This is a genomic window from Streptomyces antioxidans (assembly GCF_000968685.2).
Lineage (GTDB): Bacteria > Actinomycetota > Actinomycetes > Streptomycetales > Streptomycetaceae > Streptomyces > Streptomyces antioxidans.
The window spans coordinates 1-15,209 of the sequence record NZ_LAKD02000063.1; the positions used below are offsets into that span (position 1 = coordinate 1).

13 protein-coding genes and 1 pseudogene are annotated in these 15,209 nt (G+C 71.0%); 5 read left to right on the plus strand and 9 right to left on the minus strand.

The features are described 5' to 3' along the window. Positions 1 to 47 precede the first annotated feature (47 nt). The 6 genes and pseudogenes from VT50_RS23895 to VT50_RS23915 form a co-directional block, all read right to left on the minus strand. Positions 48 to 2,744: a SpoIIE family protein phosphatase gene (locus VT50_RS23895; RefSeq protein WP_107424873.1), complete on the minus strand. Its 2,697-nt coding sequence runs from the start codon at positions 2,742 to 2,744 to the stop codon at positions 48 to 50. Between the two features lie 247 nt (positions 2,745 to 2,991). Continuing rightward, positions 2,992 to 3,429, minus strand: a complete 438-nt coding sequence (locus VT50_RS23900; RefSeq protein ID WP_046090309.1) for a (deoxy)nucleoside triphosphate pyrophosphohydrolase — start codon at positions 3,427 to 3,429, stop codon at positions 2,992 to 2,994. A 184-nt stretch (positions 3,430 to 3,613) separates the two neighbouring features. After that, positions 3,614 to 3,799 carry an SPOR domain-containing protein gene (locus VT50_RS23905; protein ID WP_046090308.1) on the minus strand — a complete coding sequence of 62 codons (186 nt, stop codon included), beginning with the start codon at positions 3,797 to 3,799 and terminating at the stop codon, positions 3,614 to 3,616. Positions 3,800 to 3,944: 145 nt separating this feature from the next. Further along, positions 3,945 to 4,193 (minus strand): hypothetical protein, encoded by a 249-nt coding sequence (locus tag VT50_RS39705; protein WP_046090307.1) that lies wholly within the window; start codon positions 4,191 to 4,193, stop codon positions 3,945 to 3,947. After that, positions 4,184 to 5,039 (minus strand): annotated as a pseudogene (locus VT50_RS23910) (purine-cytosine permease family protein); the annotation flags it as partial. The gene VT50_RS39705 and the pseudogene VT50_RS23910, both read right to left, overlap by 10 nt. Before the next feature lie 202 nt (positions 5,040 to 5,241). After that, positions 5,242 to 5,994, minus strand: a complete 753-nt coding sequence (locus VT50_RS23915; RefSeq protein WP_046090306.1) for a GntR family transcriptional regulator — start codon at positions 5,992 to 5,994, stop codon at positions 5,242 to 5,244. 359 nt (positions 5,995 to 6,353) lie between these two features. Between VT50_RS23915 and VT50_RS23920 the strand changes: the two genes are divergently transcribed. Further along, the gene (locus tag VT50_RS23920) at positions 6,354 to 7,802 is read left to right on the plus strand and encodes a M1 family metallopeptidase (RefSeq protein WP_079343879.1); all 1,449 of its coding nucleotides are present in this window, start codon (positions 6,354 to 6,356) and stop codon (positions 7,800 to 7,802) included. A gap of 27 nt (positions 7,803 to 7,829) precedes the next feature. Here VT50_RS23920 and VT50_RS23925 read toward each other — a convergent pair whose 3' ends face one another. The 3 genes from VT50_RS23925 to VT50_RS23935 form a co-directional block, all read right to left on the minus strand. After that, positions 7,830 to 8,456, minus strand: coding sequence for an NADPH-dependent F420 reductase (locus VT50_RS23925; RefSeq protein WP_046090592.1), 627 nt, complete (start codon positions 8,454 to 8,456; stop codon positions 7,830 to 7,832). A gap of 135 nt (positions 8,457 to 8,591) precedes the next feature. After that, positions 8,592 to 10,031: an ATP-binding protein gene (locus VT50_RS23930; RefSeq protein WP_046090593.1), complete on the minus strand. Its 1,440-nt coding sequence runs from the start codon at positions 10,029 to 10,031 to the stop codon at positions 8,592 to 8,594. A gap of 99 nt (positions 10,032 to 10,130) precedes the next feature. Next, positions 10,131 to 12,032 carry a propionyl-CoA synthetase gene (locus VT50_RS23935; protein WP_046090594.1) on the minus strand — a complete coding sequence of 634 codons (1,902 nt, stop codon included), beginning with the start codon at positions 12,030 to 12,032 and terminating at the stop codon, positions 10,131 to 10,133. A gap of 479 nt (positions 12,033 to 12,511) precedes the next feature. Between VT50_RS23935 and VT50_RS23940 the strand changes: the two genes are divergently transcribed. From VT50_RS23940 to VT50_RS23955, 4 genes are all read left to right on the plus strand, one after another. Beyond that, positions 12,512 to 12,721: a cold-shock protein gene (locus VT50_RS23940; protein WP_046090595.1), complete on the plus strand. Its 210-nt coding sequence runs from the start codon at positions 12,512 to 12,514 to the stop codon at positions 12,719 to 12,721. A 195-nt stretch (positions 12,722 to 12,916) separates the two neighbouring features. After that, on the plus strand, positions 12,917 to 14,368 hold the full coding sequence (locus VT50_RS23945; RefSeq protein WP_078841019.1) for a DEAD/DEAH box helicase: 1,452 nt from the start codon (positions 12,917 to 12,919) through the stop codon (positions 14,366 to 14,368). A 47-nt stretch (positions 14,369 to 14,415) separates the two neighbouring features. Next, a complete protein-coding gene (locus VT50_RS23950) occupies positions 14,416 to 14,814 on the plus strand; it encodes a CBS domain-containing protein (protein WP_046090597.1) in 399 nt (132 codons plus the stop codon). A 46-nt stretch (positions 14,815 to 14,860) separates the two neighbouring features. After that, on the plus strand, positions 14,861 to 15,169 hold the full coding sequence (locus VT50_RS23955) for an SCO5918 family protein (RefSeq protein WP_046090598.1): 309 nt from the start codon (positions 14,861 to 14,863) through the stop codon (positions 15,167 to 15,169). Positions 15,170 to 15,209 lie beyond the last annotated feature (40 nt).

Below are 15,209 nucleotides of genomic sequence, written 5' to 3' on the forward strand. Positions count from 1 at the left end.
GCCCCTGGTTGTGGGGAGGGGCGGGGCGGGGAGAGAACCCACGGCCGTCACCACAGGCTGAGCAGCGCCTCCACCGTGTCCGGGCCCGAGGACTGGCCGTCCGGGAGGGCCAGTTCGAACCAGACGGTCTTGCCGAGCGGGGTCCTGCGGCTGCCCCAGCCCGCGCTGAGCAGCCCGACCAGCTGGAGTCCGCGCCCGCCCTCGTCGGTGTCCCGGGCGCGCCGCCGCCGGGGCTGCACCAGACCGCCGTCCCAGACCTCGCAGACCAGCGTGCGGTCCAGCAGCAGCCGCAGCCTGATCTCGCCCTCGCCGTACCGCAGGGCGTTGGTCACCAGCTCGCTGACCAGCAGCTCGGTGGTGTCCACCAGATCGTCAAGGCCCCAGGACTCCAGCTGCTCCCGGGCCAGTTCGCGGGCCCGGCCCACGGACTGCGGGGCGCTCGGGAGGTGCCAGTCGCCGACCGACTCGGCCGACAGGCCCTGGACCCGGGCCATCAGCAGGGCGATGTCATCCTCGCCGTGGTGGGTGTCGAGGGTGCTCAGGACGTGGTCGCAGACGTCCTCGAGGGATCCGGCGTTTCCGCCGTCGGCGCCGTCCGGGGTGTTGAGCGCCGCGCGCAGGGCGTGCAGCCCCTCGTCGAGGGTGTGGTCGCGGGACTCGACCAGACCGTCGGTGTAGAGGGCCAGCAGCGCGCCGTCGGGGAGTTCGACCTCGATCTCCTCGAACGGCTCGCCGCCCACGCCGAGCGGCATTCCGGGCGGAACCTCCATCAGCAGGGCGTCCTCGCCCGGCTCCACCAGGACGGGGGGCGGATGCCCGGCGTTGGCGAAGGTGCAGCGCCGGGTGACCGGGTCGTAGACCGCGTAGACGCAGGTGGCGAGGTAGACCTCGGTGAGGTCGGAGGTGTCGTCTGCGGCCTTGCCGCCGCGCGCGAGGGCACGCGAGCCGGGCCGCACGCCGGCGTGCGAGCCGCCCGGTGTGCCGAGTCCGCTGGCGATCTCGTCCAGCGCGGAAAGCACCTCGGCGGGCTCCAGGTCGAGCAGGGCGAGGGTGCGTACGGCGGTGCGCAGCTCGCCCATGGCCACGGCGGCGCGCAGGCCGCGCCCCATGACGTCGCCGACCACCAGCGCGGTGCGGTGCCCCGGCAGCTCGATCACGTCGAACCAGTCGCCGCCCACCTCGGTCGCCGCGTTCCCCGGCAGATAGCGGCAGGCGATATCGAGCCCGGCGGCCTCCGGGTCGCCGGGCGGGAGCAGACTGCGCTGGAGTATCAGCGCGCGTTCGTGTTCTCTGCGGTACAGCCGGGCGTTGTCGATGCTGACGGCCGCCCGCGCGGCCAGTTCGACGGCGAGCGCGCGGTCCCGTTCGCCGAAGGGTTCGCTGCCCTTGGTGCGGGAGAACTGGGCCAGCCCGACGACGGTGTCCCGCGCGACCATCGGCACCACGAGGGTGGACTGCAGCATGGCCCCCAGCTCCAGGGCCTCGCTGCCGTCCCGCCCGGGGACCACCCGGACCTGGGCGGTGCGCAGGGCGTGGGCGCACAGCGAGTTGAAGGGGTAGCGGTGGACCTCGCCGACCTGGATGGGCTTGGGGTCCTCCGCGGTGTTGACGCGGCAGATGTCGCCGAAGGCGACCGGGCCGTCGGAAACCGCGCTGGCGAAGGCGACACGGCGCAGCTCGGCGCTGCCGTCGGCGAGCCCGGGCGGGGTCTCGTCGCCGGACAGCAGCCCCTGGTAGAGGTCGACGGAGGCCAGGTCGCAGAACTGCGGTACGGCCACGTCCAGCAGCTCGCGGGCGGTGGTCTCCAGGTCGAGCGAGGTGCCTATTCGGGCCCCGGCCTCGTTCAGCAGCGCCAGATTGCGCCGTACGCCCGCGGCCTCCTGTTCGGCGCGGCGGCGGCCGGTGACGTCCGTGGCCAGCCCGGCGACGCCGATGGGGCGGCCGGAGCCGCTGTGCAGCCGGTAGAGCGAGACGGACCAGCGGCGGCGGTCGGGGCTGCTCGGCGCCTGGCCCACGATGGGCATATCGGTCAGCGACTGCCCGGAGTCCAGGACCTGGCGCAGCGCGGCGGCCAGCCGGTCGGCCTCGCCGCGCGGCAGCAGATCGTGCGGGGTGGTGCCGCGGTACTCCTCGGTGGGGCGGCCGAAAACCTTGGCGAAGCGCTCATTGACGCGGAGGATCCGCAGATCGGTCCCGAAGAGGAAGAAACCTAGCGGAGATTGACCGAAAACGGCCTGTGAAGAAGCAAGATCGGTTTCCAGTCCGCGCAATGCGCTGACGTCCACCGCGATGCAGAGCGCGGACCGCTTCCCGTGCTCGTCCTGGGCGGGCATCACATAGACCTCGGCGATGCCATGCCCGCTCGGCGTCTGGGGGTTACGGTAGGGAACCAGCCCGGTCCACTCCCGGCCGTCGAGGATGTCGGCCACCGTGCGCTGGCCGGTCTCCTGGAACTCCGGCGGTACGAACGCCTCCACCGGATCCCTGCCGATGGCCTCACCCGCCGTCAGCCCCAGCAATTCGACGGCCCGTTCGCTCCACTGCGCGATCCGGCCGTCGGGCCCGAGCGCGAAGGAGGCGACCCGGATGTAGTCATAGATCGAGCCGGGAGGACTGCTCTGCCACACCGCCGACATCGAGGACACGGGCGACATGTCCGACATCGAGGACTCCTGTGACGTCGGCGACACCTGCGAACCCACCGTTCCCTCGGGCATATCAGCCCCCGCTGGCTTCTCGCTCATGCGCCCGTCCCCTCCGGCTCAGGTGCTCCGACCGGCTTCAGATAGCCGAGTATCCAGCACTTCGGCCATCCCGAGTACGGTCTTCACGATCACAGCACTATCTCAGCCCGCCATCGGCGTCCGTCCCGGCTTTTGGCGAAGCGCTCATGATCGGCGCTCCCCCTCACTCCTAACCGGACGGAGGCGGCTCGAACCCCATGGATTTTCCCCGCGCGGGCCGTTGGACGTGCCCCGCCGGGGGACGGACTCAGGGGGTGCCCGGACGGTTCTCCCCGGCGGCCCCGGCGGCCCCGGCCGCGCGCAGTCGGCGGACCGCCTCGGCCACCGCGGGGCGGTCCTCGTCCAGCCAGTCGACCTCGTCCACCCGGTCCGGGGGGAGCCAGCGCAGCTCGTCGTGGTCCTGGAGCGGGCGCGGCTCACCGGAGCGCAGGGCCGCGGTCCACACCCGCAGCACAAGGCCGGGCTTCAGGGGCCACTCCCCCGGCAGCGGTTCAAGCGGCTCGACCTCGACCCCGAGCTCTTCGCGCAGTTCGCGGACGAGCGCCGCCTGCGGGGTCTCCCCGGGCTCGGCCTTACCGCCGGGCAGCTCCCAGCGGCCAGCGAGCTCGGGCGGGGCGCTGCGCCGCGCGGCCAGCAACCGCCCCCGGTCGAACACCGCTCCGCCCACCACCACGCGCACGCTCATGATCCGCACCCTAGCCCGCGCGGAAGCACACCGGAGCCCCGGGACGGAAGCGCCCCGGGGCTCTGGAAACTCTGGAAACTCTGGAAACTCTGGAAACTCTGGAAAAGGTATGTATTCCCGCGGACCGGAGGTACACAATGCCGCGCGCTAACCGGAATCGGGCCAACCGGACTCGGGCCGACGGCTAACCGGACTGACGGGACGCGGCGGTCCGCTCGACCACGTACAGCTGTTCCTGGCCCTCACCCTCCAGACGGTCGGCCACCTCCTGGGCCTCCGTCCTGGTGGCATAGCGCCCGACGCGGTAGCGGTTGCCGTTGGTGTCCTGGCGGATCACGAGCCAGGGCAGCACAGCGTTCCCATCACTCATCTCCCCGCCCCTCCGCCGTGGTGCGCCCGGGCGTACGACCCCCGCGACACCGTTAAGGAAATCCCGATCCGCATATGCCCGAGCCTACGCCCTACCTTCACGCAGCGGATACGTGTTCTTACAAGGAGGCACTCATCCGGCCAACTCAGACGCCGACTTCGGCCTTCACCCGGTCGCCGTCGCCGCCCTCGCCCCCTTCGCCGCCCCGGCCCGCCTCGCCCGTCGCATCGGCCGGGGTGGCGACCAGCTCGCGCTCGGCCTCCAGCAGCGTCGGATTGCGCCATGCGCTGCGTACGCCCCAGAAGTAGAAGGCCAGCCCGATCAGCGCGACGATCACGATGTCCCAGCCGCCCGGCAGATAGCCACGGCCGCCGAAGTCTTGCCACCGGCCCACGACACCGCGAGGTTCCAGCGCCGCCGGTTCTCCTCGGTCTTCGCGGGCATGAACCGCAGATAGTCGGCCTGCTCACCGATCTGCGCGATCAGCGAGAGCGCGACCCCCGTGCCCAGGCCGTAGCCGATCCAGTCGAAACCGGAGCCCGCGCCCTCGGTCCCGCCGAAGGAGGCGAACGCGCCCCAGGAGTCCGGCGCCTCGAAGGCCAGCACCACGAACGGCAGGGCGAGCCCGATCAGCCAGCTCGGCTGGGTCCACGCCTGCACCTTGGCGAGCGCGCCCATACCGCGGAAGACGATCGGGATCACGATGAGGGTGGTCAGCAAATAGCCGATGGGCAGCGGGATATGAAGTGCCTGATGCATGGCCTGCGCCATGATCGAGCCTTCGAGCGCGAAGAAGATGAAGGTGAAGCTGGCGTAGATCAGCGAGGTCAGCGTCGAGCCGAAGTAGCCGAATCCGGCGCCGCGGGTGATCAGGTCCATGTCCAGGCCGTAGGTCGCGCAGGCGCGGGCGATGGGGATGCCGGTCAGGAAGATGATCGTCGCCGCGGTGAGGATCGAGGCGATACCGCTGGTGAAGCCGTAGCTGAAGACGATGGACGCGCCGATGGCGAAGTCCGCGAGATGGGCGATCCCGCCGAGCGCGGTCGAGGCGACCATGGTGGGCGACCAGCGGCGGTCGGAGTGGGGTGCGTAGCGCAGCGAGTAGTCCTCTCGGCTCTCGTCCGCCGCCAGCCGGGTATAGCTGCGGCGAGGGGTGACTGTCGCCCCTCCCCGCCCGTGTTGACGCTCCCGCTGTTGGCGCTCCCGCCTCAGGTGTGCCCGTGTCGACCGCGTCCGTCATACCGGCTTCCCCTGTCGCTCGGGCCGTTCCATTACGCCCGAGGACGCTAGAAGTCGCAGGTGACACGCGGCCGCGGCGAGCCATTGCCCGGCCGTTACGGTGGCGGGACGGCGGTTAACTGGCGGTAAGGCGCACCGAGACGGGCCGCCCGACTATCGGTGAACCCCGAACCCCGAACGCGAGCGCCCCGTGGGGCGAACCGTCACTTCACCGGCAGCCGATAGGCGATCCGGTAACGCTCCGCCAGCACCACCACATCGGCGGTCTCCACCGGGCGGCCGCCCGCGAAGTACGTACGTGAGACGACCATCACCCAGTGGCCCGGCACCCCGCCCAGCGCCAGCACCTCCTCGGCCCGGCCGGGGCGCGCGCCGACCTCCTCCGCCACGTTGTCCACCACCAGGTCGAGGGCGGCCATCCGGTCGACGACCCCGCGCCCGGCCAGCGGGCCCTCCTCGGGCAGCATCACGGGCGTACGGCCGGTGAGCTCAAGCGGCTCCCAGGAGGTGGAGACCATCACCACCTCCCCCTGCGAGCGGAACGCATAGCGGGTGCGCATCACCCGCTCCCCCGCCTCCACCCCCAGCCGCCCGGCGACCTCGCCCCCGGCCTCCTCCTGCTCGCTCACGGCCTCCCAGGTGCCGGTGGTCCGGTCGTCGGCCTGCTCCTGCCGGAACGGCGTGACCTCACCGGCGGCGTGGAACCCGCCCCGGACCACCCGCCGCGGCACCGGCTGAGCCCGCACATACGTCCCCGACCCGGACCGCCCCTCGACCAGCCCCTCGGCCATCAGCACCTTGCGCGCCTCGAGCGCCACGGTGTCCGAAACCCCGTACTCCTCCCGGATTCTGGCCTGGGAGGGGAGACGCGCATGCGGCGGCAGCTCACCCGCGGCGATCTTCTTCCGCAGATCGTCGGCGACGCGGAGGTATGCGGGCTGGTCACCAAAGGCCACGTGCACTCCCTGGGTTGACAGTCGGCAACAGCTTGACAACCCAGCGTTGTCGATTGCAACCGAAGGCCATAGCTTCACCAGAAGTGGTGAACTGCAGCTCAGAGACGTTTAAGTCGCCAGGGGCCGGTGAACTGCCCACCACCGGACCACCCACCGCCCTTTGCGACCGTGACGCGATGTCATGCCCGCGGCGGTATCGCACGTTTCGGCCCGTCAGGCGCATTACGCTCCTGAGGACCAGCCCCGGAGCGTAGGGACGCGAGATGGACGACGAATCGCTGGCGGATCGGGCCGTGCACCCGCGGCCGGGGCGGGACGGGGATGACCGGATCAGGCGCGGCGCCCGCAGCGGGGCGAGGATGACCGGGTCAGGCGCGGCTCCCGGGGCGGGGTGGCGTCGCCGCTGTTCGCGGGCGCTGCCCGGGGTGCTGCTCCTCGCGCTGTGCGCCGGGTGCACCGGGGGTGCCGGGGCGCGGGGCGCGGACGGGGGGTCCGGCGCCGGGGCGGGCGGTGCGGGGGTCGGGGACGCACTGTTCCCCCGGCTCGGCAACGGCGGCTACGACGTGCGGGGCTACCGGCTCGCCCTCGACTACGCCCCCGGCTCGCGCCACCTCAGGGGCACGGCCCGGATCACCGCCCGCGCGGACCGCCCGCTGCGCTCCTTCCACCTCGACCTCGCCGGGCTGCGGGTGCGCAAGGCCAGCGTGAACGGCCGCCCCGCCGAGGTCACCCGCAGCGGCACCGAGCTGGTGCTCACCCCCGCATCGGCCCTCCCCGGGGGCCGTACCTTCACTGCCACCGTCGGCTACGACGGCACGCCGAAGACCCTCACCGGCGGGGACACCGGGAAGGAGGGCTGGATCCGCACCCACGACGGCGCGGTGGCGCTCGGCGAGCCGACCGGTTCCATGACGTGGTTCCCCGGCAATCACCACCCCTCCGACAAGGCCGCCTACGACATCGCCGTCACCGTTCCCCAGGGCTACACCGCCGTCTCCAACGGGGAGCTGAAGGGCCAGGAGACCCGGGGGCGCCGCACCACCTTCCGGTGGCACAGCGGCGAGCCCATGGCGAGCTATCTGGCCACGGTCGCCATCGGCCGCTTCGCCGTCCGTACCACGACCACCGGCGAGGGCCTGCCCGCGTACCTGGCCGTCGACCCCACCGAGGCCGCCGCCGCCAAGGGCCTCGCCGAGCGGGTCGACGACGTCATCGCCTGGGAGAGCCGCACCTTCGGCCCGTACCCCTTCTCCTCCACCGGCGCCATCGTCGGCCACGTCCCCGGCCTCGGCTACGCCCTGGAGACCCAGACCAAGCCGTTCTTCGACGCGGCCCCGGACCAGACGCTCATCGTGCACGAGCTCGCCCACCAGTGGTTCGGCGACTCGGTCACGCCCCGGCTCTGGAAGGACATCTGGCTCAACGAGGGCTTCGCGACCTACGCCGAGTGGCTGTGGGAGGAGGACCACGGCGGTCGCACCGCCCAGCGGATCTTCGACGACTTCCACGACGGCACCGACGAGGAGAGCGAGGGCATCTGGGACTTCCCGCCCGCCGACCCCCCGAGCGCCGCCAGCGTCTCCGACCCGCCCGTCTACGGCCGCGGCGCGATGGTGCTCCACCAGGTCCGGCGGGCCGTCGGCGACACGGCCTTCTTCACCGTCCTCCGCACCTGGCTCAAGGACCACCGGCACGGCAACGCCGACACCAAGCAGTTCATCGAGCTGTGCGAGCGGATATCGGGCAGGGACCTGACCCGGCTCTTCGACGTCTGGCTGTACGGCGAGGGCAAGCCGAAGCGGCCCTGACGGCGGCCAACCGGAGCAGCCCTGGGCTCAGGCGACGCTCAGCAGGGCGCTGGTCTCGGCGGAGGACATCTCGGTGGCGTAGACGCGGCTGCCCGGCTGGTGCTTGCGGCCGCCCTCGCCCAGGTGCCCCGCGTCCACGGGGTCGAAGCCGATGTCGCGGATCAGCCCGGCCACGGCGGCCTTGGCCTCCTCGTCGTTGCCGGACAGCGGGATGGCCACCCGGTCGGTGGCGCTCTTGGGGCGGGCGTGGTCGCGCAGGTTCTCCCAGTAGATCGCGTTGAACGCCTTGACCAGGTTGGCGCCGGTGTGCGCCTCGATCTTCTCGCTCGAGGTGGTGGCGTCGGCGTCGAGCTCCGGGTCGTGTCCGTCCCGCTCCGGGTAGTAGTTGCAGGTGTCGATGACGACCTTGCCGCGCAGCGACTCGGTCGGCAGTTCCCGGTAGCGGCCGTAGGGGATGGACACGACCACCACCTCACCGCTCCGGGCCGCCTCCTCGGCGGTCACCGCGCGGATCGGGCCGCCGATGTCCGTCACCAGGTCGGCCAGGGTGTCCGGGCCGCGGGAGTTGGCGATGGCCACCTCGTAGCCGATCGAGGCGAAGTGGCGGGCCAGCGTCGAGCCGATACGGCCCGCTCCGATGATTCCGATGCGCACGGCGTTGCTCCCCTCCTCGTCTGTGGTGGGCCCCCGTCGGGTTACCGGCGGCCCGCGGATCATGCACGCGCGGTGGGACGGGACGGCCGCCGGGCCGCGGTCAGCGGCGGCGGCCCCTGGACGCCTGGCGCCGCGCTACCGGGACTGCCACGCCCGTACGAGGTCATCCGGCCCCCAGTGCGCGGCCAGCGGCAGACCGTCGGCCACCCCGCAGCGGGAGACCGCGACCAGGGGAGTGTCCGGGGCGGTGCCGGGGACGGCGAGCATGTCGCGCACCAAGGCGTCGTACTCATGACGGCCGAAGGGCTGGGTCTCCAGCCACTTGACCGACCCGACGAAGTGAACCCGCCGGGCCACCGGCTCGCGGTCCGCGCCGATGAGGTCGATCTCGGGGTTGTTCTGACGGTTCCACCAACCGCCGACGGCCTCGGTCTCGGGCCACTCGGCGCTGGGCAGCAGACGGAGCAGGGACTCGCGGACCAGCGGCTCGACCGCTCGGCCGCGCCACGTGGTCCACGACCGCTCGATGCGTTCCAGCGCCACGTCACCGCGGCCCCGCTCGATGAGCGGGATCGCGCGTACCAGGAACGCCAGCCAGAACCGCAGATACGGGTCGGCGATCCGGTAGCGCTTGTTCTTGCTGTCCGGCTTGGCGGACAGCGGGAGGTCAGCGGCCAGGACCCGCTTTGCCTGCAACACCGCCAGCAGCGGGGAGAGGGTGCCGGACGGCAGAGCGCTGGCGCCGCCGGCCTTGGCCGCGATCGCGCTGAAGGTGCGCTCACCGCTGCCGACCGCTTCCAGTACGGCCCGTGAGTGCGAAGCCTCCGGGAATTCGCCCAGCAGGGACAGCTCACCGGCCACCAGCAGGGGCGAGAGCGGATTGGCGACCGAGGCCCGCAAGAACTCCGTACGGCGCATTCCCGGCCGCCAGGACTGGACGATCTCGGGGAATCCACCAGTGATCAACTGGGCGTCGACGGCCCCTGCGGCGTCCAGCTCGGTCATGGCCTGCACATCGGCCGGATTCAGCGGGTGAACGGTCATCTTCGCCGCCCGCCCGAAGAACGGGCGTCCGTACGACTGCAGGGCCTCCATCACCGACGTATCGCTGCCGACCAGCACCAGGAGCACGGGCTTGGACGACAGATGACGGTCCCAGACGGTCTGGAGCGCGCCCTCGAACTCCTGATCCTGCTCGACCAGCCAGGGCACCTCGTCGATCACCGCGATACTGGGCGCGTCATCGGGCACGGCGAGCGCCAGCGAGCGCAGCGCCTGGTTCCAGTCCTGCGCCTGGAGACCGCCGATCAGCTCCGCCCCCGGCAGCGGTGACTGCGCGAGGGTCGAGGCGAAGTCGGCGCGCTCCGTCACGGGGTTGCGCCCGCGGGTGGCCTGGAACACCACGTACGGCGCTCCCGAGCGGTCACAGAACTCCTGGACCAGCCGCGACTTCCCCACCCGGCGTCGGCCCGTCATGATCACCGCCCGCCCTCGGGTGGCCCCAAGGCCCTCTGCCACCGCCCGGTACTGCTCAGCCAGCAGCTCAAGGTCTCCGGCCCGGCCTTGGAACTCCACGACACACTCCAGGCAGCTAACGTAGACGCATCCTTGCGTAGATACGTAGATTGAATCTTACGTAGACCAAACCTTACTTCACCAGAACCGACACGAGCACTACGAGACGTCGTCGCGGAGCACCGGCCGCAGCGCCTCGATCACCGCGGGATCGTCGATGGTGGAGGGCAGCTCGGCGTCCCTGCCGTCGGCGATGTCGCGCATGGTGCGGCGCAGGATCTTTCCCGAACGGGTCTTGGGCAGCGCCGCGACCACGTCCACCCTGCGCAGCGCCGCCACGGGGCCGATCGCGTCCCGGACGGCGGCGACGAGTTCCGCGGCGATGTCCCGCGGATCTCGGTCGAGGCCCGCCTTGAGCACGACGAGGCCGCGCGGCACCTGTCCCTTGAGCGGGTCGGCGACACCGACGACGGCGCACTCGGCGACATCCGGGTGAGCGGCGAGCACCTCCTCCATCGCGCCGGTGGACAGCCGGTGCCCGGCCACGTTGATCACGTCGTCGACGCGGCCCATGACGTAGACGTAGCCATCGTCGTCCTTACGGCCGCCGTCGCCGGTGAGGTAGTAGCCGCTGTAGGCGGACAGGTACGAGCGCACATACCGTGCGTCGTCCCGCCACACGGTGAGCAGCGTGCCGGGCGGCAGCGGCAGCCGGATCGCCACCGCGCCGTCGGCACCGGGCGGCGCGTCGCGGCCGGTCGCGTCGAGGACGCGCACGTCGTAGCCGGGCATGGGCACGGTGGGCGAACCGGCCTTGAGCGGGTGCGGCTCCAGGCCCATGGGGTTGGCGACGATCGGCCAGCCGGTCTCGGTCTGCCACCAGTTGTCGACCACCGGGACGCCGAGCAGGTCGGTGGCCCAGCGGTAGGTCTCCGGGTCCAGCCGCTCGCCCGCCAGGAACAGATGGCGCAGCGATCCGGTGTCATGGGCGTCCAGAAGTGCCCCGCGCGGGTCCTCCTTCTTCACCGCGCGGATCGCCGTCGGCGCGGTGAACAGGGCCGTCACACGGTGTTCGGCGATCACCCGCCACAGCGCACCGGCGTCCGGAGTGCCGACCGGTTTCCCTTCGTAGAGCACGGTGGTGCAGCCGGTGAGCAGCGGTGCGTAGACGATGTAGGAGTGGCCGACCACCCAGCCGACGTCCGAGGCGGCCCAGAAGACCTCACCGGGGCGGGTGTCGTACACGTTCTCCAGCGACCAGCGCAGCGCGACCGCGTGACCGCCGTTGTCGCGCACCACGCCCTTGGGGCGGCCGGTCGTGCCGGAGGTGTAGAGGATGTACAGCGGGTCGGTGGCGGCCACGGAGACACAGCCGACCGGCTCGGCGGTCGCCATGGCCTGGTCCCAGTCGAGGTCACGGCCGGTCATATCCGCCGCGCACTGCGGCCGCTGGCGGATGACACAGTGCTCCGGCTGGTGTTCGGCCAGCGCGAGGGCATCGTCGAGCAGCGGCTTGTACGGCACCACACGGGCCGGCTCGATGCCGCACGAGGCGGCGATGACGACCTTGGGGCGGGCGTCGTCGATGCGCACGGCGAGCTCACGCGCGGCGAATCCACCGAAGACGACCGAGTGGACGGCGCCGATACGGGCGCAGGCCAGCATGGCGACGACGGCCTCGGGAATCATCGGCATGTAGATCACGACCCGGTCGCCCTGCGCCACCCCGAGCCCGGCCAGCACCCCGGCGAACCGCGCGACCTCGTCCCGCAACTCCCGGTAGGTGAACGCCGCCTTGCGGCCGGTGACCGGGCTGTCGTACACCAGCGCGAGCCGATCACCGCGCCCGGCGTCGACGTGCCGGTCCAGAGCGTTGTGGCAGGTGTTCAACCGCCCGTCCGGGAACCACCGGTACAGCGGGGCGTTGGACGCGTCGAGGGCCCGGGTCGGGGCGACGGTCCAGTCGACGGCACGGGACGCGTCCAGCCAGAAGCCTTCCGGATCCTCCAGGCTGCGCCGGTACTCGGCCGCATAGCCGCCCTGCTTCGGCGCCTGCGTCATATCGATGCCCCTCTTCTCGCTTACGTCTTCTTCGTTCGTGCCCGCCCTACCCGCTTGTGCCCACCGGGCGCCAGGGCCATTTCATCAGCCATCCGGCGATGGCTACCGCGCCTGTCTGCCGCCCACGGCGTCCGCACGACACAGCGAAGATCAACTGCCCGTCCCCGGGCGGGCACCGACCGTGTTCCGGCCGGGCCAATACCTGTGGTGGCGAAATGAGAAATCGACGCAGCGCGCGAAGAGGATTTCTGACATGATAGACGGAGCGAAATGATTTAACATGTGCAGCCACGAGTGCCGTGCTACTGTTGCGTCCAGTTGCAGTTGTGGTTCCCAAAATCTTCAAGCGCCCTCACTGGCTTTCCATGCCAATGACAGTTCTTCTGAATTTCCGGTCACATTCCGGGCTGGGCAATCATCGCGCGACACGGAGTCCGTATAGCGCGGGCTCCGGGACTGCCCCAAAGGATATGTGACACATGGCTACTGGCACCGTGAAGTGGTTCAACGCGGAAAAGGGTTTCGGCTTCATCGAGCAGGACGGTGGCGGCGCTGACGTGTTCGCCCACTACTCGAACATCGCCGCCCAAGGTTTCCGCGAACTCCTGGAAGGCCAGAAGGTGAGCTTCGACCTCGCACAGAGCCAGAAGGGCCCGATGGCCGAGAACATCGTTCCCTCTCGAAGCTGACGCACACAGGGAGCCGAACCGCGCCGCCCCCTTTAAGGGCGACCCGGGCCGCGCCGCCCGCTTAAGGGTCTCAGCCGGTGAGCATTTCCCTCCGGCCGAACCCGTTTCGTATTTTTCTGGCCCGTTCTTGCGATTCCCCGCGCTGCTGAGCGCCGCGGAATTCCTTGATGCGTGCCGCTTCGAGGAAGGTTCAGCATGAACCGCACACGTACGAACACCCGTTCCAAGCGCTCCGGTGGTCCGAGCCGTTCGCGCGGTTACGGGGGCCGGCCCGCCGCACCGCGGGCGGAGTTCGCCCCGCCAGTGACGAGCAGCCCCGCACTCCCCGCCGCCGAGACGTTCGCCGATCTCGAGATGCCCCGGCAGCTGCTGGCCGCGCTGGTCGCCGAAGGCGTGACCGTACCGTTTCCGATCCAGGCGGCGACCCTGCCGAACTCCCTCGCGGGCCGTGACGTACTCGGCCGCGGGCGCACCGGATCCGGCAAGACCCTGGCCTTCGGCCTGGCGCTGCTGGCCCGTACGGCCGGCCGGCGAGCCGAGCCCCGGCAGCCGCTTGCGCTGGTGCTGGTGCCCACCCGGGAGCTGGCACAGCAGGTAACCGACGCGCTCACTCCGTACGCCCGCTCCGTGCGGCTGCGGATGGCCACGGTGGTCGGCGGGATGCCGATCAGCAAGCAGGTCGGTGCGCTGCGCGGTGGGGCGGAGGTCGTCGTCGCGACGCCGGGCCGGCTGAAGGACCTCGTCGAGCGGGGCGACTGCCGCCTGAACCAGGTCGACATCACCGTCCTGGACGAGGCTGACCAGATGACCGACATGGGCTTCATGCCGCAGGTCACGGCGCTGCTGGAGCAGGTGCGCCCGGAGGGGCAACGGATGCTGTTCTCAGCCACGTTGGACCGCAACGTCGACCTTCTGGTCCGCAGGTACCTGATCGACCCCGTGGTCCACTCCGTCGACCCGTCCGCGGCCGCGGTCTCCACGATGGAGCACCATGTGCTGCATGTGCACGGCGCGGACAAGCATCAGGTGACAACAGAGATCGCGGCGCGAGAGGGCCGAGTGATCATGTTCCTGGACACCAAGCACGCCGTCGACCAGCTCACGAGCCACCTGCTGCAGAGCGGCGTACGGGCCGCCGCACTGCACGGTGGAAAGTCGCAACCGCAGCGCAACCGGACCCTGGCCCAGTTCAAGACCGGGCATGTGACGGTCTTGGTGGCGACCAATGTCGCGGCCCGCGGGATCCATGTCGACAACCTCGACCTGGTGGTCAACGTGGACCCGCCCAACGACCACAAGGACTACCTCCACCGGGGAGGCCGCACGGCCCGGGCCGGCGAGTCCGGTCTCGTCGTCACCCTGGTGACGCCCCGGCAGCGCCGCGACACCGTCCGTCTCATGTCGGACGCCGGGATCCGCCCTCGAACCACCCAGGTCCGCTCAGGTGAGGCCGAACTGAGCCACATCACCGGCGCGCGCACTCCGTCGGGCATTCCGGTCGTCATCACCACAGCGGGGGTGGACCGCCCCAAGCGCGGTGCCCCCCACCCTCGCCATCGGCGCGGCCGTGCCGCTGGGGACCACCGGACCGGCGAGGCGACACACCGCAGGGCTCGGCGGCAGCCCGCCCTCGACGCGGCAGCCTAGAACCTGCCGCGGGCAGGACTCTTGCCCATTCCCCAAGGAGGCACCCTTTGACGCTGGTCCAGATGACGCCGCGCCCGGCGGATCCCGCCACCAGGACCGTGGTCGACGCCATGGACGCGCCCGGCCCGCAGGTCTGGGACGACATGACCGTGGAGGTGGCCCTGTCCGTCATGGTCAGTGACCGTTCCGGGCACCTGCTCGTCTATGACGAGGACGGCCGGTGCACGGGCCTGATCGCTCAGGACCAGCTCACCGTCGTCCGCGACAGCTCCGCGTACACGGATCAGGTCCGCCTGCGGGACATCCTCGGCGACAACGGACCCTTCACCTCGCCCATGACCACGATCGCCGAAGCGGAGCGTACGATGCGGCACGGTCGGCTCGGAGCCCTGCCCGTCATCGACGAGCACGGCTGTGCCGTGGGCGTCCTCGCCCTCTCACACTGATCCGCCTCCCCCGCTCAGACCTTCTCCAGCTACCTGTGAGGCACCCATGCGTTGCGTCATCGCCCGCTTCCCGTTCGACCTGACCAAGAGTGGGGTGCTGGCGTCGATGAAGGGCGTCACGCCCGAGCTCGTCACGGGTGAGTCCGTGATCATCGGCCGCCGCCAGTACCCCGTGAAGCAGGTGGGCGCGGTCATCACCGGGCAGGACCGTCGTGACTTCACCGCCGGCGAAGTCACCAGGGCCATGACCCGTCTCGGCTTCACGTGCCGTGCCCTCCCCGACGCCTCACCCGCGCGCGACCTCACTCCGCTTGAGGAAGCGTCGGCTCAGCTCGGCACCCCCGCGTCCGGGTAACCGACGGGACAGGCGAAAGCCGAGACCAAGACAGCGTTGA

Coding starts and splice junctions, on each gene's coding strand:
- VT50_RS23895 (WP_107424873.1), bottom strand. CDS start 2,744: ATGAGCGAGAAGCCAGCGGGGGCTGATATGCCCGAGGGAACGGTGGGT.
- VT50_RS23900 (WP_046090309.1), bottom strand. CDS start 3,429: ATGAGCGTGCGCGTGGTGGTGGGCGGAGCGGTGTTCGACCGGGGGCGG.
- VT50_RS23905 (WP_046090308.1), bottom strand. CDS start 3,799: ATGAGTGATGGGAACGCTGTGCTGCCCTGGCTCGTGATCCGCCAGGAC.
- VT50_RS23920 (WP_079343879.1), top strand. CDS start 6,354: ATGACCGGGTCAGGCGCGGCTCCCGGGGCGGGGTGGCGTCGCCGCTGT.
- VT50_RS23935 (WP_046090594.1), bottom strand. CDS start 12,032: ATGACGCAGGCGCCGAAGCAGGGCGGCTATGCGGCCGAGTACCGGCGC.
- VT50_RS23940 (WP_046090595.1), top strand. CDS start 12,512: ATGGCTACTGGCACCGTGAAGTGGTTCAACGCGGAAAAGGGTTTCGGC.
- VT50_RS23945 (WP_078841019.1), top strand. CDS start 12,917: ATGAACCGCACACGTACGAACACCCGTTCCAAGCGCTCCGGTGGTCCG.
- VT50_RS23955 (WP_046090598.1), top strand. CDS start 14,861: ATGCGTTGCGTCATCGCCCGCTTCCCGTTCGACCTGACCAAGAGTGGG.